Origin of the sequence: Streptomyces sp. NPDC056296 (assembly GCF_042268605.1) — a bacterium.
Taxonomy (GTDB): Bacteria; Actinomycetota; Actinomycetes; order Streptomycetales; family Streptomycetaceae; genus Streptomyces.
In genome coordinates this window covers 62924-88374 of the sequence record NZ_JBHJRX010000001.1, presented here as the reverse complement: position 1 = coordinate 88374, position 25451 = coordinate 62924, and the positions used below count along the sequence as shown (strand labels likewise).

At 71.5% G+C, this 25451-nt stretch carries 20 protein-coding genes; 9 read left to right on the top strand and 11 right to left on the bottom strand.

The genetic code is table 11. The features are described 5' to 3' along the window. The first annotated feature begins 53 nt into the window (after positions 1–53). Positions 54–1667, top strand: coding sequence for a succinic semialdehyde dehydrogenase (locus tag ACFCZF_RS00385; RefSeq protein WP_376669773.1), 1614 nt, complete (start codon positions 54–56; stop codon positions 1665–1667). A gap of 73 nt (positions 1668–1740) precedes the next feature. Continuing rightward, positions 1741–3531, top strand: coding sequence for a GMC oxidoreductase (locus ACFCZF_RS00380; protein WP_376669772.1), 1791 nt, complete (start codon positions 1741–1743; stop codon positions 3529–3531). 82 nt (positions 3532–3613) lie between these two features. Here the strand turns inward: ACFCZF_RS00380 and ACFCZF_RS00375 are convergent, their stop codons facing one another. Both ACFCZF_RS00375 and ACFCZF_RS00370 read right to left on the bottom strand, forming a co-directional pair. Then, positions 3614–4636, bottom strand: coding sequence for an LAETG motif-containing sortase-dependent surface protein (locus tag ACFCZF_RS00375; RefSeq protein WP_376669771.1), 1023 nt, complete (start codon positions 4634–4636; stop codon positions 3614–3616). A 680-nt stretch (positions 4637–5316) separates the two neighbouring features. Then, positions 5317–5604 (bottom strand): chorismate mutase, encoded by a 288-nt coding sequence (locus ACFCZF_RS00370; protein WP_121748747.1) that lies wholly within the window; start codon positions 5602–5604, stop codon positions 5317–5319. A 343-nt stretch (positions 5605–5947) separates the two neighbouring features. Here ACFCZF_RS00370 and guaA point away from each other — a divergent pair, with 343 nt between their 5' ends. After that, the gene (gene guaA, locus ACFCZF_RS00365) at positions 5948–7528 is read left to right on the top strand and encodes a glutamine-hydrolyzing GMP synthase (protein WP_376669770.1); all 1581 of its coding nucleotides are present in this window, start codon (positions 5948–5950) and stop codon (positions 7526–7528) included. Between the two features lie 9 nt (positions 7529–7537). On the opposite strand, the gene ACFCZF_RS00360 is transcribed toward guaA, so the two are convergent. Both ACFCZF_RS00360 and ACFCZF_RS00355 read right to left on the bottom strand, forming a co-directional pair. Then, positions 7538–8035, bottom strand: a complete 498-nt coding sequence (locus tag ACFCZF_RS00360) for a pyridoxamine 5'-phosphate oxidase family protein (protein WP_376669769.1) — start codon at positions 8033–8035, stop codon at positions 7538–7540. A 107-nt stretch (positions 8036–8142) separates the two neighbouring features. Further along, a complete protein-coding gene (locus ACFCZF_RS00355; RefSeq protein WP_376669768.1) occupies positions 8143–9108 on the bottom strand; it encodes a DUF4429 domain-containing protein in 966 nt (321 codons plus the stop codon). 238 nt (positions 9109–9346) lie between these two features. Between ACFCZF_RS00355 and ACFCZF_RS00350 the strand changes: the two genes are divergently transcribed. Beyond that, the gene (locus tag ACFCZF_RS00350) at positions 9347–10642 is read left to right on the top strand and encodes a hypothetical protein (RefSeq protein ID WP_376669767.1); all 1296 of its coding nucleotides are present in this window, start codon (positions 9347–9349) and stop codon (positions 10640–10642) included. 172 nt (positions 10643–10814) lie between these two features. Further along, positions 10815–11333 (top strand): DoxX family membrane protein, encoded by a 519-nt coding sequence (locus ACFCZF_RS00345; protein ID WP_376669766.1) that lies wholly within the window; start codon positions 10815–10817, stop codon positions 11331–11333. Positions 11334–11399: 66 nt separating this feature from the next. On the opposite strand, the gene ACFCZF_RS00340 is transcribed toward ACFCZF_RS00345, so the two are convergent. Both ACFCZF_RS00340 and ACFCZF_RS00335 read right to left on the bottom strand, forming a co-directional pair. After that, complete coding sequence (locus tag ACFCZF_RS00340) at positions 11400–11645, bottom strand: hypothetical protein (RefSeq protein ID WP_376669765.1); 246 nt, start codon at positions 11643–11645, stop codon at positions 11400–11402. Next, positions 11632–13065 carry a PspC domain-containing protein gene (locus tag ACFCZF_RS00335; RefSeq protein ID WP_376669764.1) on the bottom strand — a complete coding sequence of 478 codons (1434 nt, stop codon included), beginning with the start codon at positions 13063–13065 and terminating at the stop codon, positions 11632–11634. The genes ACFCZF_RS00340 and ACFCZF_RS00335 overlap by 14 nt, the downstream gene beginning before the upstream one ends. A gap of 180 nt (positions 13066–13245) precedes the next feature. Between ACFCZF_RS00335 and ACFCZF_RS00330 the strand changes: the two genes are divergently transcribed. After that, entirely contained in the window at positions 13246–14535 is a 1290-nt protein-coding gene (locus ACFCZF_RS00330; RefSeq protein WP_376669763.1) for a PspC domain-containing protein, read from the top strand. Further along, entirely contained in the window at positions 14532–15278 is a 747-nt protein-coding gene (locus ACFCZF_RS00325; RefSeq protein WP_376669762.1) for a LuxR C-terminal-related transcriptional regulator, read from the top strand. Before ACFCZF_RS00330 ends, ACFCZF_RS00325 begins: the two co-directional genes overlap by 4 nt. A 30-nt stretch (positions 15279–15308) precedes the next feature. Here the strand turns inward: ACFCZF_RS00325 and ACFCZF_RS00320 are convergent, their stop codons facing one another. Beyond that, complete coding sequence (locus ACFCZF_RS00320) at positions 15309–16367, bottom strand: NlpC/P60 family protein (RefSeq protein ID WP_376669761.1); 1059 nt, start codon at positions 16365–16367, stop codon at positions 15309–15311. 328 nt (positions 16368–16695) lie between these two features. Between ACFCZF_RS00320 and ACFCZF_RS00315 the strand changes: the two genes are divergently transcribed. Then, positions 16696–17049, top strand: a complete 354-nt coding sequence (locus ACFCZF_RS00315; RefSeq protein WP_376669760.1) for a hypothetical protein — start codon at positions 16696–16698, stop codon at positions 17047–17049. Here the strand turns inward: ACFCZF_RS00315 and ACFCZF_RS00310 are convergent. Beyond that, on the bottom strand, positions 17027–18049 hold the full coding sequence (locus ACFCZF_RS00310; RefSeq protein ID WP_376669759.1) for a tellurite resistance/C4-dicarboxylate transporter family protein: 1023 nt from the start codon (positions 18047–18049) through the stop codon (positions 17027–17029). The genes ACFCZF_RS00315 and ACFCZF_RS00310 overlap by 23 nt on opposite strands. Before the next feature lie 27 nt (positions 18050–18076). Further along, on the bottom strand, positions 18077–19267 hold the full coding sequence (locus ACFCZF_RS00305; RefSeq protein WP_376669758.1) for an NlpC/P60 family protein: 1191 nt from the start codon (positions 19265–19267) through the stop codon (positions 18077–18079). A 462-nt stretch (positions 19268–19729) separates the two neighbouring features. Between ACFCZF_RS00305 and pcrA the strand changes: the two genes are divergently transcribed. Continuing rightward, positions 19730–22216 carry a DNA helicase PcrA gene (gene pcrA / locus ACFCZF_RS00300; RefSeq protein WP_376669757.1) on the top strand — a complete coding sequence of 829 codons (2487 nt, stop codon included), beginning with the start codon at positions 19730–19732 and terminating at the stop codon, positions 22214–22216. A gap of 79 nt (positions 22217–22295) precedes the next feature. Here the strand turns inward: pcrA and ACFCZF_RS00295 are convergent, their stop codons facing one another. Together ACFCZF_RS00295 and ACFCZF_RS00290 are read right to left on the bottom strand one after the other, a co-directional pair. Next, positions 22296–23987: a M23 family metallopeptidase gene (locus tag ACFCZF_RS00295; RefSeq protein WP_376669756.1), complete on the bottom strand. Its 1692-nt coding sequence runs from the start codon at positions 23985–23987 to the stop codon at positions 22296–22298. 240 nt (positions 23988–24227) lie between these two features. After that, positions 24228–25175, bottom strand: a complete 948-nt coding sequence (locus tag ACFCZF_RS00290) for an esterase/lipase family protein (protein ID WP_376669755.1) — start codon at positions 25173–25175, stop codon at positions 24228–24230. Positions 25176–25451 lie beyond the last annotated feature (276 nt).

The window sequence follows — 25451 nt, the reverse complement described above, 5'->3', positions numbered from 1 at the left end:
TCACTATTACCGACGGGTACACAAAGGCGCCGCGGCGTCATACCCTGCGGCTCATGACGGATGCGCAGGCCCCGGAAATCACCGGCACGAACCCTCTCGCCCCCGCCCCCGAGGGCGCCCGCACCGCTGCCGACGTGGTCACGCCCGAGCTGGTCGCCCAGCTCACCAAGGGCGTGACCGGCTCCGGCCGCACCGCCAACCACACGCCGTTCACCGGTGAGAAGCTGGCCGACCTGCCCGAGTCCACGCCCGAGGACGTGGCCGGCGCCTTCGAGCGGGCCCGCGCCGCCCAGGCCGTGTGGGCGCGCATCCCGGCACGGCAGCGCGCCGCGGTCCTGCTGCGCTTCCACGACCTGGTCCTGGAACGCCAGGCCGAGGTGCTCGACCTCATCCAGCTGGAGACCGGCAAGGCCCGTCTGCACGCCCACGAGGAGGTCCAGGCCGTCGCCGTCGCCGCCCGGCACTACGGCCGCAAGGCCCCGGCCTACCTCCGTCCCAAGCGGCACACCGGCGCCGTACCGACCCTGACGAAGGTCACCGAGCTGCGCCACCCGCGCGGCGTCGTCGGCCAGATCGCCCCCTGGAACTACCCCCTGGAGCTGTCCGTCGGCGACGCGCTCCCCGCCTTCGTCGCGGGCAACGCGGTCGTCATGAAGCCCGACACCGAGACCTGCCTGACCGCCCTGTGGGCCCGTGACCTGCTCATCGAGGCCGGCCTGCCCGCCGAGGTCTTCCAGGTCGTCCTCGGCGACGGGCCGGTCGTCGGTCCCGAGGTCGTCAAGCACGCCGACTACGTCTCCTTCACCGGCTCCACCCGTACCGGCCGCGAGGTCGCCCAGGGCGCCGCCGCCCGCCTGGTCGGCGTCTCCCTCGAACTCGGCGGCAAGAACGCCATGCTGGTCCTGGAGGACGCCGACATCGAGAAGGCCGCGGCGGGCGCCGTCCGCGCCTGCTTCTCCTCCGCCGGCCAGCTCTGCATATCCATCGAGCGGCTCTACGTCCACGAGTCGGTCGCCGACGCCTTCCTGGAGCGCTTCGCCGCCCGCACCAAGGCCATGCGGCTCGGCACTTCCCTCTCCTACGGCGCCGACATGGGCTCGCTGGTGGGGGAGCGGCAGCTGGAGACCGTCGAGCGGCACGTGGCGGACGCGGTCGAGCAGGGCGCGAAGCTCGTCGCAGGGGGCGTCGCCCGCCCGGACATCGGCCCGTACTTCTACGAGCCGACCATCCTCGACGGTGTCACCGCCCCCATGACCGTGTGCACCGAGGAGACCTTCGGCCCGGTCGTCTCCGTCTACCGCTTCAAGACCGAGGACGAGGCCGTCGAGCACGCCAACTCCACGCCGTACGGCCTGAACTCCTCGGTCTGGACGAAGGACGCCCGGCGCGGCCACGAGGTCGCCGCCCGAATGCGCACCGGCACCGTCAACATCAACGAGGGGTACGCGCCCGCCTACGGCAGCGTCCAGTCCCCGATGGGCGGCATGAAGGACTCCGGCCTCGGCCGCCGGCACGGCTCCGAGGGCATCCTCAAGTACACCGAGGCCCAGACGGTCGCCCACCAGCGGCTGCTGCCGATGGCGCCCTCGCTGGGGATGGACGACGAGAAGTACGCCCAGTTCATGAGCCGCAGTCTCCGCCTGATGAAGGCATTCCGGTTCAGGTAACCAACCTAGGGGCGCGGGGAACTGCGCGAGAAACCATGACCGCCCGCAGACGAAGTTCAAAGAGGAGACCCCCGTGCCCAAGGACGCTTACGACTACGACGTCCTCGTCGTGGGTTCCGGCTTCGGCGGATCCGTCTCCGCCCTCCGCCTCACCGAGAAGGGCTACCGCGTCGGCGTCCTGGAGGCCGGCCGCCGCTTCACCGGCGAGTCGCTGCCGAAGAACTCCTGGGACCTGAAGAACTACCTCTGGGCCCCGGGGCTCGGCATGTTCGGCATCCAGCGCATCCACCTGCTCGGGAATGTCATGGTCCTGGCAGGCGCCGGGGTCGGCGGTGGTTCCCTGAACTACGCCAACACCCTCTACGTACCGCCGAAGCCCTTCTTCGACGACCCCCAGTGGCGTGACATCACCGACTGGCACGACGAACTGACGCCGTACTACGACCAGGCCAAGCGCATGCTCGGGGTCCGGCTGAACCCGAGCATGACCCCGTCCGACGTGCACCTGAAGGCCGCCGCCGAGCGAATGGGCGTGGGCGACACCTTCCACATGGCGCCGGTCGGCGTCTTCTTCGGCGACGGCGAGGACGCCGACGGCACGACGAAGGCGAAGCCGGGCGAGCGGGTGCCCGACCCCTACTTCGGCGGCGCGGGCCCCGACCGCAAGGCCTGCAACGAATGCGGCGAGTGCATGACCGGCTGCCGGCACGGCGCGAAGAACACCCTCAACGAGAACTACCTGTACCTCGCGGAGAAGGCGGGTGCCGTCGTGCACCCGATGACGACGGTCGTCTCCCTCACCGACGACTCGCGCGGCGGGTTCGCGATCGCCACCCTCCCCACCGACCGGCAGAAGAAGGGCGCGGGCCGCACCTACACGGCCCGCCGGGTCGTCGTCGCCGCCGGCACCTACGGCACCCAGACCCTGCTGCACCGCATGAAGGCGAACGGCCAGCTCCCGCACATATCCGACAAGCTCGGCGAGCTGACCCGCACCAACTCCGAGGCCCTGGTCGGCGCCCAGACCGACGACCGCCGATACCGCAAGCGCACCGGCGAGTCACGGGCCGACTTCACGCGCGGCGTCGCCATAACGTCCTCGATTCACCCCGACGCCAACACCCACATCGAACCGGTCCGTTACGGCAAGGGCTCCAACTCGATGGGCGGCCTGTCGATCCTCCAGGTCCCGTACGCCGGGCACACCGCCTCGGGCGCGTCCCGTGTCCTGGGCTTCCTGGGCCACGCGGCCAAGCACCCGATGCTGGTCCTGCGCTCCCTGTCCAACCGGCGCTGGTCGGAGCGGACCATCATCGGTCTGGTGATGCAGTCCCTGGACAACTCCCTGACCACGCACCTGAAACCGACGGGCGTCGGCAAGGGCCTGCTCACCGCCCGCCAGGGCCACGGCTCGCCCAACCCCAAGCAGATCAAGGCGGCCACGGAGGGCGCCTCCGCACTCGCCGCCGAGATCAACGGCTTCGCCGGCTCCAACGTCGGCGAGCTGATGGGCACCCCGCTCACCGCCCACTTCCTCGGCGGCTGCCCGATCGGCGCCTCCCGCGAGACCGGCGTCATAGACCCGTACCACCGGCTCTACGGCCACCCCGGCATCTTGGTCGTCGACGGCGCCGCGGTCTCCGCCAACCTGGGCGTCAACCCGTCCCTTACCATCACGGCGCAGGCCGAGCGGGCGATGTCGTACTGGCCGAACAAGGGCGAGAGCGACCCGCGCCCGGCGCAGGGAACGGCCTACGAGCGCCTGGCCCCCGTCGAGCCCAAGTCCCCGGCGGTCCCGGCGGAGGCCTTCGGCTCGCTGCGGCTGCCGTTCCTGGGAATGCCCGCGGTACCGCCGAAGAAGTAGCGGGAAAGGCGAGAGGGACCTGCGCCCCCCTCCGAGCGCAGGTCCCTCTCACCCAGCCTGTGTCAGGCCGGTTCGCGCAGTGTCACGCGTCCGCGCCGGCCTTGCGCCGCCGCACCACGAACACCGCGCCGCCACCGAGGACGACGGCGAGCCCGCCGACGAGGCCGATCATCGGCAGCGCGGAGCTGGAACCGGTCTCGGCGAGGCTGCCGGTGACCTCGGGCGTGTTGGCGGCCGGCTTCTCGACGGCGACCGGAGCCTTGCCGCCTTCCTGCGGCTTCGTGCCCTCGGTGTCCGTGCCGGCGGCCACGATCTGGAACTTGTAGGCGACGTCACCGAAGCCGGTGCACTCGCCGTCCGCGTCGCCGTAGATGGTCGCGCCGAGCGTGAAGCCGGCGCCGACCGGGGCGTCGGACCTCACGTTGATCCGCATCGGGATGTCGACCTCGTAGTCGGGCGCCAGCTCGTCGGTGTAACCGATGTAGCCGACCGCGTAGCCGAGCTCGTTGAGGTCCTCCCAGATCTTGTCGGCGGGGTTCCAGGCCTGGAGGCTGACCTTCTTGCTCTCGAACAGCTCCTCGCCGTTCCGGTCGGCGGAGGCGCCGGCCAGGTACTCGAGGTTCTGGAGCGTGGAGCCGGAGTTGTTGGCCACGTTCAGCGAGAACTTGTGCCAGCCGCTGCCGGCCGCGATCTCGCCGGGCAGACCCGAGATGTTGACGTCGACCTTGGTGTCCTCGCACACCGACGGCTCGGGGTCCGGGGTCTCGGACTCCTCGGGCGCGGAGGTGCTCGGCGACGGGTCCGCGGGCGCGGTCGTGGTCGTCTCCGACTCGCCGGGGGCGGGGGTGCCCTCGCTCTCCGTCTCGCTCGGGGACGTGCTCGTCGAGTCGCTCGGCGCGGGCGCGGTCTCGTCCGCCGACTCGCTCTGGGACGGCGACTCCTCGGCGGAGGGGCTCGTGGCAGGTTCACTCGTGGAGCTGCTGGACGAGGCGGACGGGGACGGTGACGTGTCACCGGTCGCGTAGGCGGCCGGCGCCGCGAGCAGTGCCACCGGGGCGATCACTGCCGTGGCGGCCGCTGCTGCCATGGCGCGACGAAGCTTCATGAAGACCTCGGGTAGTCCGGCGTACCGCGCAAGGCGATACGGGGGTCAGGGAGGCCTCCGCGTGTGGGGCGCGGGTGTGGCCCTTGGTTCGGTCCGTACGCCTGTTTGATCTGTGAAAGCTGTGAATGGTTGTCCTCGAACTCACAGAACTTTTATGTGGCGTGCGTCACTCGCGGACCCGGTTGGAGGGTCGGCGGGCATGTCCGGGCATGGCGAAGGGCCCCGCGGGATGTGCGTCGCGGGGCCCTTCCTCGGCCAGCACCGGCGTCAGGGCAGCGCCGGTGCCTCGTAAGCGGCGCCGGGGGGTTGCGCCGCTTGATTCGAATGGCATGTGGTGGCGAATGGCCGTGCGGTTGAGTGGGCCGGGGGACTCGGCCGCCCCGTCGGCCGACCCCGGGCGTCCCCGGAGCCGGCCGTTCTCTTGGGTGACCGGGCTGCTGTCCCCTGCCGTCCGGTCACTTTCCTGGAGCGAGGTCCCACGACGTACGGCACGATCCGCACATCTCATCGCTCCAGCGAGCCACGCGTGGTTCTTTCGGGCCCGCCCCTGGCTGACACGGACACCGGGACCAACGAAGCCGCTCGCCTGCCGGTCACGCGCCGTACGGGTGAGAACGCGCCCGAACTCAGATGCGACGCTCGACCCCGACGCTCTCGGACACGATGCCCGGACCCGACGCTCAGACGCGCCCGCGGCACAGTTCCAGCATCGTCATCGCCAGCGCCGTACCCGGCTTGCCCAGCGCGTGCCGGTAGTGGTCGAGGACCTCCATCTCGCGGGAGAGGTTCACGCGCCGGCCGCCGGAGGTGATCCTCGCCTCCTGGATGACCGCGGAGACGGCCATCCGTTCCTGGATCAGCCCGATGATCCGGTCGTCCAGTGCGTCGATGCGCTCCCGGGCGCCCGTGATCACGTCGGCCGCCTCGGTGGTGCGGGCGCCGGTCTTGTCTGCTGCGGTGACGGTCATGTCGGTGTCTCCTCGCCGAAGGGGCGGTGCCCCCGGCCGACGGGATCCGCAAACGCCAGGCGCCCCGGACCTTGTCGGCCCGGGGCGCCTGGGAAGTCGCTTGTCAGTTGCTCAAGCAGCACGACCATGGCAGCCGGTGGGCCGGTTGCCATAGGTAAACAGGAAGGTCTGGTGCGTGAGCATGGGGCCAGTATGCCCCGGGGGCGGACGGTGTCCAAGCCGGTTCGCATGGTGAGACTCGGAGGGAGGGGCGACCGCGACGCCGTGGGCGGGACGGGGCCACCCGCCCACCTCGGTAGAATCGGCAGTACAAGACCCCCGCCCGACCGCCGGAAGGCACCCCGTGTCATCAGCGACTCCCGCTGCCGCCGCCCCCGACACCGTCCTGGTCGTCGACTTCGGCGCGCAGTACGCCCAGCTCATCGCCCGTCGTGTCCGCGAGGCGCGGGTCTACAGCGAGATCGTGCCGAGCTCCATGCCGGTCGCGGAGATGCTCGCCAAGAACCCGGCGGCCATCATCCTCTCCGGCGGCCCCTCGTCGGTGTACGAGCCGGGTGCCCCCACCCTCGACCGCACCCTGTTCGAGGCCGGCGTCCCCGTCTTCGGCATGTGCTACGGCTTCCAGCTGATGGCGCAGACCCTCGGCGGCACCGTCGACAACTCCGGCGCCCGTGAGTACGGCCGCACCGACCTGTCGGTCTCCAGGCCGTCCTCCACCCTCTTCGAGGGCACCCCGGCCGAGCAGGCCGTCTGGATGTCGCACGGCGACGCCTGCTCCGCCGCCCCCGAGGGCTTCACCGTCACCGGCTCCACCTCCGTCGTGCCGGTCGCCGCCTTCGAGAACGACGAGAAGAAGCTCTACGGCGTCCAGTACCACCCCGAGGTGATGCACTCCACGCACGGCCAGCAGGTGCTGGAGCACTTCCTGTACCGAGGCGCGGGCCTGCGCCCGGACTGGACCACGGGCAGCGTCATCGAGGAGCAGGTCGCGGCCATCCGCGAGCAGGTCGGCGACAAGCGCGCCATCTGCGGCCTGTCCGGCGGCGTGGACTCCGCCGTCGCCGCCGCCCTCGTCCAGAAGGCCATCGGCTCCCAGCTGACCTGCGTCTACGTCGACCACGGCCTGATGCGCCAGGGTGAGACCGAGCAGGTCGAGAAGGACTTCGTCGCCGCGACCGGCGTACAGCTGAAGGTCGTGGACGCCCAGGAGCGGTTCCTCAAGGCGCTCGCCGGGGTCTCCGACCCCGAGGAGAAGCGGAAGATCATCGGGCGCGAGTTCATCCGGGTCTTCGAGCAGGCCCAGGTGGAGATCATCGCCGACGAGGGTCCCGCGGTCGAGTTCCTCGTGCAGGGCACCCTCTACCCGGACGTGGTCGAGTCCGGCGGCGGCACCGGCGCGGCGAACATCAAGTCCCACCACAATGTCGGCGGGCTCCCCGAGGACCTCGAGTTCCAGCTCATCGAGCCGCTGCGCAAGCTGTTCAAGGATGAGGTCCGGATGGTCGGCCAGGAGCTGGGCCTGCCGGACGAGATCGTCCAGCGCCAGCCCTTCCCCGGCCCGGGCCTCGGCATCCGGATCGTCGGCGAGGTCACCAAGGAGCGGCTCGACCTGCTCCGCGAGGCCGACGCGATCGCCCGTGAGGAGCTGACCGCGGCCGGCCTCGACCGCGACATCTGGCAGTGCCCCGTGGTGCTGCTCGCGGACGTCCGCTCCGTCGGCGTACAGGGCGACGGCCGCACCTACGGCCACCCGATCGTGCTGCGTCCCGTCTCCTCCGAGGACGCGATGACGGCCGACTGGTCCCGGCTGCCGTACGACGTGCTCTCCAAGATCTCGACCCGCATCACCAACGAGGTCAAGGACGTCAACCGGGTCGTCCTCGACGTGACGTCGAAGCCGCCGGGGACGATCGAGTGGGAGTGATCCCCGGCCCTACGCGCGCCTGACCGTGCGCAAGGGCTCCCCGGGCTGCCAGATCTGGACGACCAGATTCTCGCCCTCGACGTAGGTCCGCACGACCTCCGTCAGCTCGGTACGGAAGAGGTGGAACGGCTCCGGCGGTTTCACCTCTTTCACGTATCCGGCCCGTGCCTCGGCGTCCTCGACCTCCACCGCCCGGCCGCCGATCCGCACGTCGCCGCCGCCCATGCCGGTGCCGTCCCCCGGGTTCGCCTGCAACGCGAACCGTGCGTCGCGGCGCAGGTCGAGCGCCTTCAGCGAGCCCGGCATCATGCCGAGCCACAGCTCGCCGCTCAGGAAGCGCACCTCCAGGCCGGTGGTGCGAGGCGAGCCGTCCTTGCGCAGGGTGGCGAGGGTGTGGTGGGTGTACGCGCCGAAACGTGCCTCGACGGTGGCGGCCAGTGCGGGTTCGGCGGTGGCGAAGTCGGACCAGTTGGCGGCGGCGCTCGTCGCGGCGGTTCGTGGTGTCATACGCCTAGTCTCCAGCCGAAACCCGACACCTTCTGTCGGTATTGCGCCTCGCGGGGTCGTGTTCGGCGTGGTCGTGTTCGGCATGGTCGTGGTCAGCGTGGTCGTGTTCAGAAGCCCCGGAGCACCGCCGCCTTCGTCATGGCGAACTCCGCGTCCGTGAGGACGCCGCCTCGGTGCAGCTCACCCAGCTCGCGCAGCCGGCGCAGCAGGACGTCGTGATGGTCGGGCGGCTGCGGCTGCGGCTGCGGCTGTGGATGCGGCGGCGTCGTCGTCGTTGGTGGTGTCGGCACAGCATCGGAGAGCCGGGGCCTCGGTCCGCTCCCGGCCGACTCCTCCGGAGCGGTGCCGTCCGCGTCACCCGTACGGGCCGACGGATGCGGCAGCCGGGCCGTGACCGCGGTGGCGATCAGCGCGGTGAGCAGATCGCGGCGGGCGCTGCCCCACAGGTCCAGGGCGTACGGGTCCTTCTCCGGCGGCAGCTTGGAGAACACCGTCTCCCGGGTCACGAACCGCAGGAAACCCTCCTCGGCACCGGAGTTGGGCAGCCACTCGACCCGCACCAGGTCCTCGACGTCGATGATCCGCGGACCGGTGGCGCGTTTGACCCGGTCGGAGGTGTCGGCCCAGTCGATCCGCACCTGGGTGCCGTCGAAGGAGACCGTGCCGTCCGAGGAACGCACCGAGACCGGCACCGGCGGCCCGGGCAGCAGATAGCCCTCGGTGGGCTCCTTGGGAATCTGGTCGAGAAGCAGCGCTTGGCGGATCTCCTCGGCGACGTACTCCGCGACCCCGCAGCGGTCGATCTCCACCGTCAGCCGGTACGGGTCCGCCGTGTCGGGCAGCCGGCCGCCGGTTGCCTGGAGGAGGGGGTCGGCGCCCTCGCGCAGCCGCAACCGCAGCCGCCCGCGTTTGCGTTCCGGCTCGAAGCCGACGCCCGCGACGGCCTCCAGCGGCACCGAGACCTCTCCGTACGTCTGCCGGAACAGCGGCACCGAGCGATGCAGGCCCGGTGTGATCCGGACCGTACTGCCGTCGAACGCCCAGGTCCCGTCGCGCTGGATGATCTCGGCCATAAGGGAATTCTCGCAGCCGGGTCAACACGGCGGTCCGCGCATCACCCGCGCTGAGCAGAGCGGACCGGGGGCGCCGGGCGCGCGGGGGGTGGTGTACGGCACAATTCGCTGTCGTCCCAAGGGACTTACGGGTTCATCACGGGTGGCGCGGCAGATGCTGTCGCGGACGGTGCCGCGGATGTCGCGCGGATGTTGTCACTGGGTTCTCAGCAGGGGTTCGGGAAGGCGGGCGTCGGGCGTGGCGGTGCAGGAGGCGAGACGCGGGAGCGGCTCGGACAAAGGCGCGTACGAGGCGGCGCACGGCGGTGGCTGCACCTGCGGGGACTGCCCGCACGGCGCCCGTGAGGGGCACCGCCGGGCGGTCGCCGCGTTCCTGCTGCGGCGGGACGAGTTCGCGGCCGGACAGGGCCTGCCGGCCGCGGTGGCCCACTCGGCCTCCGCTTCCCGGCAGTGGGTCTCGGAGGAGTTGACCCAGTCGGCGGAAGACGTCGCCGAACGCGGTCGCGCCGAGGGCGAGGCATGGCTCGCGGCACTCGGGCGCCGCACGGCGACCGTCGTGTGGGCCGGGGTCGTACTGCTGCTGCTCGGGCAGTCGCTCACCGCCATCGGTGCCGGCTGGACCGCGGCACGCACGGCCGGGCTCGCGGCGGCACTGGTCGTGGCCGGTGCGCTGACGGCGGCGTCGTGGTTCCACCGCGCGCGGGGCGGGGCGCTGGCCCCGGTCATCGGCGAGGACAACCGCCTGTCCACGTCCCGGGCCGTGGCGGCGGCCTGGGTGCTCCTCGTCGCCTACGCGGTGCTCGTCCTGGCCGGGCAACTGGCGGTGGCCTCGGGCCCCGGCCGCCGGGACGCGCTGATCTCCGGGCTCGAACTCGCCCGTGGCGCCGGTGCGGTGACCGTGCTCGCGGTGGTGTGCGGGATCGCGGTCCTGGTGCGGCGGGTGGTCGGACTGCGGGTGCTGGGGCAGCGGCTGCAGAAGGTACGGGCGGACCGGCCGCGCGCGGCCGACCTGCTGACGGACGACGCGGGCCGCGGGGCCTTCGCCGACATCCAGTACGTGGTGATCAGCACCGTCGCGCTGGTCTTCGCGGCCGTGCGGCTGGCCAGGCGCCCGGAACAACTGCCGGACCTGCCGTGGGGGCTGGCGGTCGTGGTGCTGGTGTCGGCGGCGACCTACGTGGCCGGTAAGTACGCGGAGGGCGGGCGCCCCGTGATCCTCTCCGTGGTCCGGGCACGGGAGGCCGGCGACCTGGACGCCCCGATCCGCACCGGCGACGACATCGAGATCCGGGGCGCCGGCTTCGTACCGCCGGGCGCGCAGCGCGCGGACCGACTGTCCCGGATGGTCGTCCGTATCGGCGCGGTCAACGTCCACGTACCTCTGGTCCCGGTGACCGGCGGCTTCAGCAACCCCACGGACGACCTGCTGACGGTCCCGGTACCGGCGGACGTGGAACCGGGCCGGGTGGACGTCCAGGTGGTCACGAGCGCGGGCGTGGAAACCAACCGGTACGCGATCGACGTGACGGACTGACGCCCCACCGACCCCGCTGCCGACCGTCGGCCTGTCGAAACCGCTACCTGTCGAAACCGATAGGAAGAAACCGGTCGCAGAAGGGTTGAGAGAGGCCCCCGCGTCGTACGTATGGTCTGGTGGGGTCTCGGCACGCGCGGGCGAGAGGCGGCTGGCAGTGATGACTCACGGCATGCGGACGGATGCGTACACCTCGCATCCGGGCGGCGGCGGAGACTGGCGTGATCACGCCACCCGGTACGCGCTCCTGCCGCTACGGATCTTTCTGGGCGTCACCTTCATTTACGCGGGCCTGGACAAACTCACGGACAGTGCCTTCATGAAGGACGCGGGCGCCGGTTCCGTCGGCGACATGATGCGTACCGTCCGCGACTCCTCGGCCATCCCCTCCCTGGTCGACCTGGCACTGAAGAGCCCCGCCGGTTTCGGCTACGCCATCGCCCTGGGCGAGCTGGCGGTCGGCATCGGCACCCTGCTCGGACTGCTGACCCGGCTGGCGGCGCTCGGCGGCGCGCTGATCTCGCTCAGCCTGTGGCTGACCGTCAGCTGGGCCTCCGACCCGTACTACTACGGCAACGACCTCGCCTACCTCATGGCCTGGACTCCCCTCGTCCTCGCGGGCGCCCCGCTGCTGTCCCTGGACGCCGCCCTGCGCTCCCGGCGACGACAGCGAACGGTCGGTTACCGGTAAGTAGCCCTCGGGTCCCGCCGAGTGGCCTTCCAGCCGCGAACCCTCCCACCGCCGCCCCGAGCTCCGTCAGCCGGGGAGGTCCGCCCGGGGCGCGTCCCCTTTCGCCGCGCGGAGTGCTTCGCGGCGTCGGTGCACGGCCTGGTCCAGGACCCCGACCGCTCCCGCGGTGCAGAGGCCGCCCACGACGAGGGGGATCACCACGAACCACGGCGTCTCCCAGAGACCGCCCGCGTCGCCGGCGTAGATGACACCGGCAAGGGTCAGGAAGAAGCCGGCGACCAGTCGTCCGGGCTGGAACCTATGACGCAGCACGGGCCACCTCCGCCTGTCCGACGCCGACCTGGAGGTCGAGGTCGAGGGTGCCGGCGTTCTTGCCGCCCGTGGTGGGGGGCAGGGTGATCTCCTTGTGCTTGCCCGGTGCCACGTCCACGTCCTTCTTGTCGTCACCGGGCAGCTGGATGTCGCCCACGCCCACCTCGACGCTCAGCCGCACGGTCACGTCCTGCGGCACGACGACCCGTATGCGGCCCATGCCCACGTCGGCCCGGGTGGTCAGTGTCTGCCCCTCGGCCAGATCGAGCCGGGACAGGTCGAGGGTGCCGCTGCCGGTACCTATGTCGTACTGCTCGCGTACGCCGGCCACCGTCGTGGGCTCCCAGGTGGTCCGGACCCAATCGGTGCCGACGTCCTTGGGCACGGCCGCCGACCCGGCGAGCAGGCCCGCCGTCATGATCGCCAGGAAGACCGAGCCGGCCCCTGTGCGCCCCAGGAAGGCGCTGACCGCGATGCCGACGCCGAAGACGGCGAGGGCGCAGGCCAGGCCGGTCTGCAGACTGGTGCCGAGCGGGCGTTCGTCCCAGGTCAGCCGGGTGCCGAGAAACGCCGCGAGCAGGGCGAGGAGGAACACCCAGCCGCCGATTCCGCGAGGACCGCGCTGTTGCGGGGACCGCGAGCGCCGGTCGCTCGCGGCGGAGCGGGCACGGCCCTGGCCCCGGCCGATGTTGACGGCCGCCGCGATGTCGCGGTCCTCGGAGTCCGGTGGGCCCCACAGATAGCCCGTCCCGCCGATGTGGGTGCCGTCCTTGACTATGGGGTCGCGCCACCAGGAGGGCCAAGTGATCATGACCGGGGGTGCCTGGGCCTCCGGTGGAGCGTCGGCCGCGGCCTGGGCGGAGAGCGGGTCGGGGGCGGGAGCCTTCCGCTGCCGGGACCAGTACCCGGCGCCCGCGAGGACGAGGGAGAGGACGACGGCGAAGGTCAGCACCCCGCCGTTGTTCAGCATGGTCAGGAAAACTCCGCAGCCGACCAGGGCGAACAGCACGGCCGTCAGCGCCTGGCCGTCGACCCGGCCGGTCAGCAGCTTGCGCACCTCGTTCTCGTCCTCGTCGTCGTAAGGGACGAAGAGCCAGGCGAAGCCGTAGAAGATGAGGCCGATACCGCCGGTCGCGGAGAGCACGGCGAGGGTGATCCGGAAGATCACCGGATCCATGTCGCACTGCCGCCCGAGGCCCGCGCACACCCCGGCGAGCGTCTTGTGCCGCCGGTCGCGCCGGAACTTGTGGGGCGGCCCGGGGACATCGGTGCCGACGGGGGCGCCCGCGTCGGCTGCGGCACCACCCGCGGCATCCGCGGCATCCGCGGCGGGCGCGGCGCCCTGCGGCCCGGCGCCCAGGGGAGGGCGCGGGCCGGGACCGGGTCCCGGACCCGTCGCGGCGTGCTCGTGATCTGTCATGAGTCCATGGTGACGGGCGCGGCGCCGTGACGGCAGTCGGTTCGACCCTGGTCGGACCCTGATATCGGCCCTGACACGACGCCGGGGGAGCGTTCGAAGACCCCCGGGCCGGAAGATCAGGGGAGTCTCGGGGACCGACCCTGATGCCTCGGCTCCCGCGGCCGTGTGACCATCTGTGTCATGCCGGAAGCCGCAGCAGCGCCACTCGTCGAACCGCGGCCGCCGCGCAAGCTCTACCGCAGCAGCGACGGACGCTGGCTCGGTGGCGTGGCGCGGGGGCTCGCCGGACACCTCGGGCTGCCCGTCATCTGGGTACGGTTCGCCTTCGTCGGCCTGTTCATGGCCGACGGCCTGGGCGCGCTGCTGTACGCGGCCTTCTGGTTCTTCGTACCGCTGGGCGTCGGCGGGGTCGACGCGCAGCGGCCGCCGTCCCTCGTCACCTCCGAGACCGCGCCGGACGGCCGCCGCAGACTCGTCGCCCGCAAGCCGGACAAGGGCCAGATCGTCGCCCTGCTCCTCATGGTCGTCGTGGCCCTGGTCTTCGTGGGCAACGTCGACCTCGGTGGCGGAGCCAAGGCCTACCTCTGGCCGACCGTGCTGGTCGGCGCCGGCGTCGCCCTCGTCTGGCGCCAGGCGGACAACGCCCGCCGGGCCCGCTGGGCCGAGGTCGGGCGCCACCGGCGCACGGTCACCCTGCTGCGCTCCGTGGCCGGCGTCCTGCTGGTGACGGCCGGTGCCACCGGCATCTTCGTCCTCCAGGGGTCCGCCGCCCACCTCGGTTCCGTTCTCCAGGCGGCCCTCGCGGTCCTCGTCGGTATAACGCTCCTCGCCGGCCCCTACCTGGTGCGCATGACGCAGGACCTCTCCGAGGAGCGGCTGATGCGCATCCGGGCCCAGGAGCGGGCCGAGGTCGCCGCCCACGTCCACGACTCGGTGCTGCACACCCTGACCCTGATCCAGCGCAGCGCGGAGAACCCGGGCGAGGTGCGCCGCCTGGCCCGCGCCCAGGAGCGCGACCTGCGCGCCTGGCTCTACAAGCCGGAGGGCAACGGCAAGGACGAGGACGACGAACCCACCACCCTCGCCGAGGCCGTGAAGCGCAATGCCGCCGAGGTCGAGGACAAGCACGGCGTCCCCATCGAGGTCGTGGTCGTCGGCGACTGCCCCCTCGACGAGAGAATCAGCGCACAGATGCAGGCCGGACGCGAGGCGATGGTGAACGCCGCCAAGTACGGTGGCGAGGGCGGCGCCGTACAGGTCTTCGCCGAAGTCGAGGGCAGGACGGTCTTCGTGTCCGTCCGGGACCGCGGCCCCGGCTTCGACCTCGACTCGATACCCGCCGACCGCATGGGCGTCAGAGAATCGATCATCGGCCGCATGGAGCGCAACGGCGGCACGGCGCGGCTGCGCGCGGTGCCGGACGGCGGCACGGAGGTCGAGCTGGAGATGGAGAGGGCGGAGAACACGTGAGCGACCCGACCGAGGCGAACGGAACGGCGGGAGCGGGCGAGGCGGCCGAGCCCGCACAGCCGGCGAACGGCGGCGCGGGGGAGCGTCACGTGCGCGTGGTGCTCGTCGACGACCACCGCATGTTCCGCACCGGCGTCCAGGCCGAGATCGGCCAGACCGCGCAGACCGGGGTCGAGGTCGTCGGCGAGGCCGCCGACGTCGACCAGGCCGTCACGGTCATCACCGCGACTCGGCCGGAGGTGGTCCTGCTCGACGTGCACCTCCCGGGCGGCGGCGGTGTCGAAGTCCTGCGCCGGTGCGCCCCCTTGATGAGCGACGCCGATCAGCCCGTCCGCTTCCTCGCCCTGTCCGTCTCGGACGCGGCGGAGGACGTGATCGGCGTGATCCGCGGCGGCGCCCGGGGCTATGTGACCAAGACGATCACCGGCACGGACCTGGTGAACTCCGTCTTCCGCGTCCAGGAGGGCGACGCCGTCTTCTCCCCGCGTCTGGCCGGCTTCGTCCTCGACGCCTTCGCCTCCACCGACGCCCCGCCGGTCGACGAGGACCTCGACCGCCTCACCCAGCGCGAGCGCGAGGTGCTGCGTCTGATCGCCCGCGGCTACGCGTACAAGGAGATCGCCAAGCAGCTGTACATCTCGGTGAAGACGGTCGAGTCCCACGTCTCGGCGGTGCTCCGCAAGCTCCAGCTGTCCAACCGGCACGAGCTGACGCGGTGGGCGACGGCCCGACGGCTGGTGTGACCGGGCGGAGGCGGGTACACGCACCGGCCGCTACGCCACCCGCGTAGCCCCCGCGAACGGCATCTCGTCGATCGGGGCCACGCGGACCGGTGCCGACGGGTTCGGGGCGTGGATCATCCGGCCGTTGCCGATGTAGAGGCCGACGTGACTGATGCCCGAGTAGAAGAACACCAGGTCCCCAGGACGCAGTTCGGGCCGTGAGACGCGGCGGCCCGCGTCGATCTGGGCGTAGGTCGTGCGGGGGAGGGAGACACCGGCGGCGCGGTAGGCGGCCTGGATGAGGCCCGAGCAGTCGAAGGCGTCGGGGCCTGTCGCGCCCCACACGTAGGGGCTGCCGAGCTTCTGGTGGGCGTAGGCGACGGCCGTCGCGGCGCGGGAGTCGGGGGCCTGGGCGGAGGGGGCGGGCAGGGCGTCCCGGGAGCCCGCCGACGAGCGCGAGGCGCGGTCGCCCGTGCCGTGGCCGAGGCGGGCGCGTTCCTCGGCCGTCAGCCGGGACAGCAGGCGGCGGGCCGTGTCCAGCTTGCCGGTGATGGTCTCGCGGTGACGTTTCAGCTCGGCCCGGCGTGACGTGAGCGAGGTGACCTCGACGCGGGCGGCTCCGCGCAACTGCTCGATCTCCCGCAGCTCCTTGCGCGCCCGGCCCACGGTGGCCGCTTGCCGGCTGCCCGCCCGCTCGATGAAGGCGGCGCCGTCGAGATACCGGTCGGGGTCGGCGGAGAGCGCGAGTTGCAGGGCCGGGTCCAGGCCGCCGCTGCGGTACTGGGCCGTCGCGACCGAACCGAGTCGCTCCCGGGTGGAGTTGAGCCGGTCCGCCTTGCGGGCCGCCTCGTCCCGCAGTTTCTCCAGGCGTTGCTCGGCGGCGTCCGCCTTCTCCTTCGCGCCGTTGTACTTCTCGGTGGCGACCTCCGCCTCCTGGTAGAGCTTGTCCACCTTGGCCTCGACCTGCGCCGGCGTCGGTTCCGGATCGGCGTGCCCGGTGCCGGCGCCCAGCCCGGTCGCCGTTGCCGCGCCCGCGAGGGTGATCGTGGCCGCCGTACGGGCCCTCCCGCCGCCCGTCGCGCGCTGTCGCGGCCTGCGGTGCGTTCCCACCTGCGATCCACGTCCTTCCGTACGACTCGACTCCGGTTGCCGGTTGTCGGCTGCCGGTGGCCGGTTGCCTGGGGGAGGACGCTAGGCGCGGCGGTAACGGCTGGGTGACGGGATGCGCGGAAGTGGCGGCACCGGATCGGCCGGCGACCGTATGTGATCAGGAGCCCGCCCGGCGGCCGTCGCCTTCACGCAGGGTGATGACCGATGTCCCGGATCGGAGACGCACGAGGGGCGTGAGGTGTTATGGGGCGCATATATGCACCCCGGTCAGTGCCTCCGCCGGGCCGGTGTCCGAGGGTGTCCGGACCCCTGATTAGGCTCCGGCCCCATGGACGTACTCATCCACATTTTCGTCGGTCTGCACATCATCGGCATCGCGTCGCTCCTCGGGGGCTTCCTGACCCAGATGAAGGCGATGGGCCAGGGCACGGGCCGTTTCGTCCCCGCGATGCTGCACGGCGCGCTGACCATGCTGGTCACCGGCGTCATCCTGATCGGCCTCAACCAGGCCGACGACCAGTCCGTCGACAACGTCAAGATGGGCGTGAAGCTCGCCCTGCTGATCGTGATCCTCGGCCTGGTCTACGTGAAGCGGGACGACGAGAAGGTGGAGAAGCCGCTGTTCGGCCTGGTGGGCCTGCTGACCGTGGCGAACATCTTCATCGCGGTGCTGTGGACCTGATCTGCCCGGCGTCCGCGCCCGCGGACCGCAGCCCGGCCCTGGCCTGGAGGACCGCCCCCGCCGCGACCGCCAGCCACGCGGCCACCGCGATCCACAGCAGGGCCTGACCGGGCGCGTCCAGCCACGGGACGTCGAGGACGGCGGCGACGGACAGCGTCGCCGCCGCCGTCATGCCGAGGGGGAAGACGGTCGACCAGCGGCGCACGTCGTAGCGGATCCGGGGCCACGCGATCTCGGCGGCGAGCAGTACGGCGTACCAGGCGAGGTCGAGGGCGAGCAGGAAGACGGTCACGTCGTGCAGGACGGCGTAGTCGTCGTTGTTCCACAGGTACATGCCCGTCCCGGCCGCCGCGAGGAGCTTGGCGCCGGCGAGGGCCGAGATGGCGAGCGCGCCGCCCGCCACCCAGTGGTCGCCGGACCCCCGGGCCACCTGCCGCAGATCGAAGCGGAACAACGCGATCAGGTAGAGCACGATCCCCAGCCAGAACGGCACCAGGGACGCGTGCGCGAGCCAGGCCGTCGAGGTGGCCGCGGCCAGCGTGGCGCCCAGCACGGCCACCCCCTCCGTGGCCACACACCCCAGGAACACCGCCCCGGGCATCCGGCGCCCCCAGTGCGTGACGACCAGGTACAGCAGCCCCGGCCACAGCAGCGCCGCCAGCGCCAGCAGCGCCGCCGCCACGGGTGACCAGCCGAACAGGGAGACGCGGGTGCCGAGCACGGTCGTCGCGGCCACGGCGGTGAGCGCGCCCGGTGTCCCCGCCCGCGTCACCCACTGCGTCCGCTCGACCAGCAGCAGGTAGACGAAGTTCGCCGCCAGCGTCAGCCAGGCGGCGCAGGCCAGGACCAGGGCGATCCGGGACAGGACCTCGTGGCCCGTCAGGTGCAGGGCGACCGACAGGATGCCGGTCGCCATGACCGCGGCCCCGGCCGCCGGCGGACGCTGCGCCCACCAGGCGCGCCGGGGATACGGGGAGGTGGGAGAGGTGCCGGATGACATGCGCCCGATGCTAAGGACCCGCGCGGCTCAGGCGGGGCGCACCACGCTGTGGATCGACGACTCGCCGTCGTAGAAGATCGACTCCTCGCGGACGTACGCGCCCGGCTTCGGGGCGTGGATCATCATGCCGTTGCCGATGTAGAGGCCGACGTGGCTGAGGTCGTCGTAGAAGAAGACCAGGTCGCCGGGCTGGGCCTGGGAGACCGGGACGGTCGTGCCGGCGTCGACCTGGTCGTAGGTGGTGCGCGGCAGTGTCACCCCCGCGTCCTTCCAGGCGGCCTGGGTCAGGCCCGAGCAGTCGTACGAGTCGGGGCCGGTGGCGCCCCAGACGTACGGCTTGCCGATCTGGGCGCGGGCGAAGGCGAGTGCCTTCTCGGCCTTGGTGCCGTAGGAGGGGTCGGGCGTGGTGGGCCCGGTTTCCGTACCGGTGCCGCCGGAGTCGGATGATCCGGAGGAACTCGAGGAGGCGTCGCTCTCCTGCCGGTCGGCCTGCTCCTGCCGCTTCCGCTCCTCGGCCTGCCGCTTCGCGAGTTCCGCGGCCTTGCGGGCGGCCTCCTCCTGCTTCTTCTTCTCGATCGCCGCGAGCCGGGCCTTCTCCTCGGCGGTCAGCTCCGACAGCAGCTCTCGCGCGGTGGCGAGCTTCTTCTGCACGGTGGCCTTGGCCGTCTTGAGGTCGCTCTGCGACTCGGTGAGCGTCTCGAGGCTCTCGGTCGCCTCCCGGCGCTTCTCCATCGTCTCGGACTGCTGCGTGGCGTAGTCGTCGACCGCGTCCTTCTGGCGGCCGGTGAGCCGGTCCATCAGGTGGGTCCGGTCGACGTAGTCCTGCGGCGAGTCCGCGAGCAGGAAGGTCGCGGTCTCCGGGACCGTGGAGCCCGTGCGGTACTGGGCGGAGGCGAAGGAACCCAGCTCCTCGCGCGCCTCGTTGAGCTTCTGGGTGCGCTTGGCGACGTCGTCGAGGAGGGTGTCGACGCGCTTGCGCTGCTTGGAGGTCTTCTCCTTGGCCGCGTTGTACTTCTCCGTCGCCGACCCCGCCTGGCGGTACAGGTCGTCGACCTTCTTCTCGACCTCTTCGAGGCTCGGCCTGTCGTCGTCCGACGGCGCGGCGGTGGCCGTCTGGGACAGCAGGGCGACGGAGGTGAGGGCCGCCGTGGCGAGGGCGGGGGTCCGTATGCCTGCGACGCGCGTACCCGTGGGACGCGACTTGCGGTGCGACGCCAAGGAGGCGACTCCTTCCGATCTCCGCCTACCGGGTTAGCGGTGGGGGTACCCCCAGGCCTTTCGGGCCCTGGGGGAGGGTTCGGGCGGTGTGGCGCGGAAGGGTTGCCCTACGGCGGATCCGCCCCCCTGGAGGGCGGTGCGGCCGATTCACCCCAAGGTTCTCGGTCGGGTCCCCGGCTCCGGGCGCCGTGCGGGCACGCCGGACTCGGCGGAGGCCGCGCGGCCCGGCGACGTTCGCCGGAGGGGGTCGTGCGGCCTGCCCGCACCGTAGCCAACTCGTGTGGCGGCTGTGAAGGTTGGTGGGTGATATGCCCGATACATTTTCGTGACCTTCGGTGTGCGGCCCCTCGTCGGTCACTCTTCGTGGCCCGTTCTGTCGCAGGGCGTGCCCGGTGGCCGGATCCCGGCCATTTTCCGGGGTGGCACCGGGTTGTCGGTGGGGCGCCCTAGACTCGGAGAGCGATGAGCAGCCTCTTTGACGACAGCTTCCTGGCGAGCCTCCAGACCCCCCGGGGTCACGAGGAGGAACCTCCGCCGCCGCCCGAGGACGATCACGGACCGGAGCCGGTTCCGCACGATCTGTTCGCCGGGAAGTTCGACGCGCCGCCGGACCGGGACACCCACTACCGGGACGGCGCCCCGCGCCCCGCCCTGGACGCGGCCGCGCTCCTGGAGGGGTTGAACGAGAACCAGCGCGCCGCCGTCGTCCACTCCGGCTCCCCGCTGCTCATCGTTGCCGGAGCCGGCTCGGGCAAGACCCGCGTGCTCACCCACCGCATCGCCCACCTGCTGGCCGAGCGGAGCGTCCACCCCGGCCAGATCCTCGCCATCACCTTCACCAACAAGGCCGCGGGCGAGATGAAGGAGCGCGTGGAACAGCTCGTCGGCCCGCGCGCGAACGCGATGTGGGTGATGACCTTCCACAGCGCGTGCGTCCGCATCCTGCGCCGCGAGTCGAAGAAGCTCGGGTTCACGTCGTCCTTCTCGATCTACGACGCGGCCGACTCCAAGCGGCTCATGGCGCTGGTCTGCCGTGACCTGGACCTGGACCCCAAGCGCTTCCCGCCCAAGTCCTTCAGCGCCAAGATCAGCAACCTGAAGAACGAGCTGATCGACGAGGAGGACTTCGCCGCCCAGGCCGCCGACGGCTTCGAGAAGACCGTCGCGCAGGCGTACGCCATGTACCAGTCGCGGCTGCGCGAGGCCAACGCCCTCGACTTCGACGACCTGATCATGACGACGGTCAACCTGCTCCGCGCCTTCCCGGACGTCGCCGAGCACTACCGCCGCCGCTTCCGGCACGTCCTGGTCGACGAGTACCAGGACACCAACCACGCCCAGTACTCCCTGGTCCGCGAGCTCGTCGGCACCACCGAGCACGCCGTCGACGTGCCGCCCGAGGCCGAGGTCCCGCCCGCCGAGCTCTGCGTGGTGGGCGACGCCGACCAGTCGATCTACGCCTTCCGCGGCGCCACCATCCGCAACATCCTCCAGTTCGAGGAGGACTACCCGGACGCGACGACGATCCTCCTGGAGCAGAACTACCGCTCCACCCAGACGATCCTCACCGCCGCCAACGCGGTCATCGAGCGCAATGAGTCCCGCCGCCCCAAGAACCTGTGGACCAACCAGGGCGCCGGCTCGCAGATCACCGGGTACGTCGCCGACACCGAGCACGACGAGGCCCAGTTCGTCGCCGACGAGATAGACCGCCTCACCGACGCGGGCGAGGCGAAGGCCGGCGACGTCGCCGTCTTCTACCGCACCAACGCGCAGTCCCGTGTCTTCGAAGAGGTCTTCATCCGTGTCGGCCTGCCCTACAAGGTCGTCGGCGGCGTCCGCTTCTACGAGCGCAAGGAGGTCCGGGACGTCCTGGCCTACCTGCGGGTGCTGGCCAACCCCGAGGACTCGGTGCCGCTGCGCCGCATCCTCAACGTCCCCAAGCGCGGCATCGGCGACCGTGCCGAGGCCATGATCGACGCCCTCTCCCAGCGGGAGAAGATCAGCTTCCCGCAGGCCCTCAAGCGGGTCGACGAGGCGTACGGCATGGCCGCGCGCTCCGCCAACGCCGTCAAGCGGTTCAACACCCTCATGGAGGACCTCCGTACGATCGTCGAGTCCGGCGCCGGACCGGCGACCGTCCTTGAGGCGATCCTCGAACGCACCGGCTACCTCGCCGAGTTGCAGGCCTCCACCGACCCGCAGGACGAGACCCGCATCGAGAACCTCCAGGAACTCGCGGCCGTCGCCCTGGAGTTCGAACAGGAGCGGGCCGAGAGCGAGGAGGCCGGGACGCTGGCCGACTTCCTGGAGAAGGTCGCGCTGGTCGCCGACTCCGACCAGATCCCCGACGAAGAGGACGGCGACGGCGTCGTCACCCTGATGACCCTGCACACCGCCAAGGGCCTGGAGTTCCCGGTCGTCTTCCTCACCGGCATGGAGGACGGCGTCTTCCCGCACATGCGCGCCCTCGGCCAGGCCAAGGAGCTGGAGGAGGAACGGCGCCTCGCGTACGTCGGCATCACGCGCGCCCGCGAGCGGCTGTACCTGACCCGGTCGACGCTGCGCAGCGCTTGGGGGCAGCCGTCGTACAACCCGCCCTCGCGCTTCCTGGAGGAGATCCCGGCACCTCACCTGGAGTGGAAGCGGACCGGGGCGAACGGACCCGCGCCCTCCGCGCCGGTCTCGGGCGTGGCGGCCTCGCTGTCGTCGTCCCGTTCCCGTTCCTCGGCGTCGGGCGCGTCCGGCTTCGCCACGCGCCGGTCCGCCTCCGCCGAGCAGGCGACGGTCGCGCTGTCGGTCGGTGACCGCGTCACGCACGACCAGTTCGGGCTCGGGACGGTGGTCGGGATCAAGGGCACCGGGTCGAACGCCGAGGCGACCATCGACTTCGGGGACACCAAGCCGAAGCGGCTGCTGCTGCGGTACGCGCCGGTGGAGAAACTCTGAGGGTGCGTGACTCGCGGGCGCGTGCGGGCGGCTTGAGCGGCCCGTACGTCGTCCGGGTCCTGCTGGAGACGTTACGGTGTCACGACGGGTTGAGGCCGTGGCTGCGCAGCCACGAGAGCGGGTCGATCGCCGAGCCGCCCGCGGGGCGCACCTCGAAGTGCAGGTGCGGGCCGGTCGAGTTGCCCGAGTTGCCGGAGAACGCGATCGCGTCGCCGGCCTTCACCGTCGTACCGGAGGGGACCTGGTAGCTGGAGAGGTGGCAGTACCACGTCTCCGTGCCGTCCTTCGCGGTCACGATCATCATGTTCCCGTACGCGCTGTTGTACTGCGTGCGGACCGTGCCGTCGGTCGCGGCCATCACCGTCGTGCCGTACGAGACGGGGAAGTCGATGCCACTGTGCACGGACATCCAGTTGATGCCGGCCTGGCCGTAGTACGCGCTGAGGCCGTGCTGGGCGACCGGGAGCGCGAACTTGGGGCGCAGCCGCTCCTTGCGGGCCGCCTCCTCCGCCGCCCGCTTCTTCTCGGCGGCCTGCTGGGCCTTGAGGTCGATGCGTTCCTGCGTGCGGCTGGCCCGGTCGGCGAAGTCGTCGGCTCCGGCGGCGAGGCTCGTGAGCTGGGTGTCCAGCTTGTTGTTGGCGGTGGACGGCTTCACCGGCGCGGCTTCCGCGCCGCCGCCCGCGTCCGCCGCGGAGGCCGTGGTCTCCGTGCCGTCGTCGCCGGTCAGGCCACTGACGGAGGCGGCGGCGATGCCGGCGACGCTCATCACGCAGGCCGACGGTACGGCGATGGTCATCAATGCCGAGCGCTTGGCGGGCTGGCGGCGGCGGGAACGCGACCCGCCGCGGGAGGCGGTGCGTGCGGCCGGGATGCGGGCGGCCGGGGTGACCTCTTCCTGGCCTTCCAGGAGAACGCCCACGGTGGGGAGTTCGCCGGTGGCGGCCAACCCGTCGTCGTGCGGGCCGGGTTCATCGGCGGCGGGTGGGGCGTCCGGCGCGGCGCTCTCCGGTGTCCGCGGCGTCTCCGGTGCGTCCGGGGCCTGCGGTGTCTGCGGTGTCTGCGCCGTGGTGCCGTCCGAGTTCCACTGCGTGGCGTCGTAGGCGCCGGTGTCGAACGTGCCGGTCGCGAAGGTGCCGGTCCCGTAGGTACCGCCTTCGTAGGCGTCGGTCGCGAAGGTGCCGGTCGGGTAAGTACCGGTCGTGAAGGTGCCGGTTTCGAAGGTGCCGGTGGTGAAGGTGCCGGTTTCGAAGGTCTGCGTGTCCCAGGCCCACTGCTGGGTCCGGTCGGCCGGATCGCCCGACTGGTCCGGCTGGGCCCAGGCGCCGGTGTCCCATTGCCCGGTGGCCTCGACGCTCGTGGCCTGCGGTGGCACGGAGGCGGGCTGCTGGGCGTCGGCCGCCCACGCGGTCGTGTCGTAGGCGCCGGTGTCGTAGGCGGCGGCGTGGTGCTGGGCCGCGTACGGGTCGTAGTTCAGGGCCTGTCCGCTGCCGGTGGACCACTGGGTGGCGTCGTAGGAACCCGTGGTGTCGTACGAGCCCGTGGCGTCGTAGCCGCCGGTGTCCTGCCCCGGGAGGCTGCCGAAGAGAGGGTCGGCGTCGAAGGTCGCCGTGGCGGTGGCGCCGGTGGAAAAACCGGTGGTGTCGTAGCCGCCGTACGTGGTGAGGTCGCCGTACTGGGCCTCCCCTGTGCCGTACGACGCGTACTGCGCCGGATCGGCGTCGGAAGCCGAGGCCGGGGTGGTCATGGTCCCCGACGGGTGACGGTCGTTCACCAACTTCTCTTTCGCCTCGACAACAGGGGCTGCCAGAGCAGTGCGGCGACTGTACCCGGCGGTATACGGGCACGACAATCTTCGTCAGGTTTCACGCGCGAAGGAAACGGGCAATCGGCCGTGTTTTGGGGGACGGCGGGCACGAGTTTGGCTTTGTGTTCGAGGTTTGTTCGATGCTGAACAGGTTGTGACCGCCGAGTTCCGCGGTCTTCGCGCGCTCTCAGGACCTCTCAGGGCCTCTCAGGCGACCGTCAGGCCACCGTCCCGCTTGCCGGTTTCCGTGTCCGCCTCCGGCGCGTCGGTGTCGAGCGCCTGGCGAATTCCGGTGGCCACGGCGGGGTGCACGGGCAGGGCGAGGTGGCCGATGCCGCTCACCCGTACGTTCTGCACGGTCAGGTCGGGGTGGTCGAGGCAGGCCGTCTCCAGCGGGTCCATCACGCGGTCCAGGTCGCTCCAGAAGCTGACGAACTGCGTACGGCAGCCGGGTGAGGGGCGGGTCAGTTCCTCGAGTACCGCCGAGCCGGGGCGCATCTGGCGCACGATCGGGTGCGCGTTCGCCAGCGGGACCACTCGGGTGCCGGTGTGCGGGGTGCCGAGCGTCACGAGTGTCCGGACGCGGAGGTCTCCGGCGAGGCGCTGCACGTAGTACCGCGCGATCAGCCCGCCGAGGCTGTGTCCCACGATGTCGACCCGCTCGCTGCCCGTCCGCTCACAGATCTCTTCCACGTGCCGGCCGAGCAACTCGGCCGCGGTGCGGATGTCGCAGGTCAGCGGGGAGTAGTTCAGTGACTCGATCTGGTGTCTGCCGTGCTGGGCCAGGCTGCGGCGCAGGAGGAGGAAGACCGAGCGGTTGTCGATGAAGCCGTGCAGCAGGACGACCGGGGGGCTGGTGCGGGCCGGGAGGCGGGGAGGGGGAGGGGAGGGCTGCGGGTCCTGGGACTCCGTCGTCGGGAGGGTGCACACCGGGCGGCGCTCCTGGATGATCCCCGAGGGGTAGAGGAGAAGGTGCCCGGCGAGGATCGCGACCTCCAGGGCGCTTGCCTTCAGGAGGGTCAGGGAAAGCCCGGTCAGCCGGCCCGGGAGGGCCGCCAGCTCCGGTATCCCCGGCAGTCCTGGCAGTCCCGGTAGTCCTGGCAGAAGACGCTGACAGAGCGGGAGAAGGGGCAGTGCTGCCGTGGTGACCTTCATGGGCCGACCTCCTGTCGGCACGCGCAGGGACGCCTCTGTCCCCCGTGTGCCCTCGTGGAGAGCCGTGACACCAGTGATTGGTGATGTTTGCGAGGTTTGCCCGTATGGGCGTGCCGAAGCGACGCGTCAGCGCTCTGTGAGCCCTGTGTGGCCCGTGTGCCCTGTGGTGTCGGTGATACGGCGACGAGGCCCCGCTGCTGGCCTGTCCTGCCCTCGCTGCGGCTCTCCGTGCGCGTGTTGCCGCCGCGCCCCGTAACTGCTCGCGGCGAACGTGTC